The following is a 915-nucleotide window of genomic DNA, read 5'->3' on the forward strand; positions in this document are numbered from 1 at the left end:
AGACTTTCCTTTGACCCAGTCGCCTACTTTTAAATTTCCTTCAAATAGCTTCACAGTCATTCTCCTTTCTTCATAAACATGCTAAGAATTAATGTAACGGCATATAGTACTGCAGAAAGTAGTGTAATCATAATACTTACAGTTTAGAAAGTCAAAGAATCTGTTTTAAAGCAAAAAGCTTGATATACAGTTAAATCACTGCAACCTATAGACGAACAAAGGAGATAAAGATTCCTTGTGAAACCGCTGCTGGCTTCCGTGCAAGACTCCGCTTTCCGCGGGAGTCTTCGCCTTGTCCTCCAATCAACCGCTAAAAGCACCTATATACATGAAATCTATGTTCACCACAACAATAAAAAAATCCGAACGATTCATCGTTCGGATTTTTCTTTAACTAAACTCAGCCTCTTTATTTGTTATACGAGTCCAGTTAAGCTGTAGATTCCAATAATTAAGAAACATGCAAGCGTTTTTATAACAGTGATGGCAAAAATATCTCGGTAAGACTGCTTGTGGGTTAACCCGGTAATAGCAAGCAGGGTAATAACGGCTCCGTTATGAGGAAGCGTATCCATACCGCCTGATGCCATCGCTACAACTCTGTGCATAACTTCAGGAGGAATGTTGTACTGGTTAATAGCTTCTACATACTTATCTCCCATCGCACTAAGCGCAATTCCCATACCTCCAGAAGCAGAGCCTGTAATACCGGCTAAAATGTTTGTCGTAACGGCTCCATTGACAAGCGGATTTGTAAAGGTATGTGAAATACCATCACGAACGGTTGCAAAGCCAGGAAGAGATGAAATAACGCCTCCAAAGCCATACTCAGCTCCCGTGTTCATCGCAGCGAGAAGCGCTCCGCCAATACTTGCGTTAAGACCAGCTTGGAAACCGGTTGTCACTCTCTTCCAG

1 pseudogene is annotated in these 915 nt (G+C 41.9%); it reads right to left on the bottom strand.

Annotated features, from left to right (window positions below):
* Window positions 1–416: 416 nt before the first annotated feature.
* A pseudogene (locus AC1DRF_RS29925) lies at window positions 417–915 on the bottom strand (GntP family permease); the annotation flags it as partial.

The organism is Priestia sp. P5_B4 (assembly GCF_056400385.1).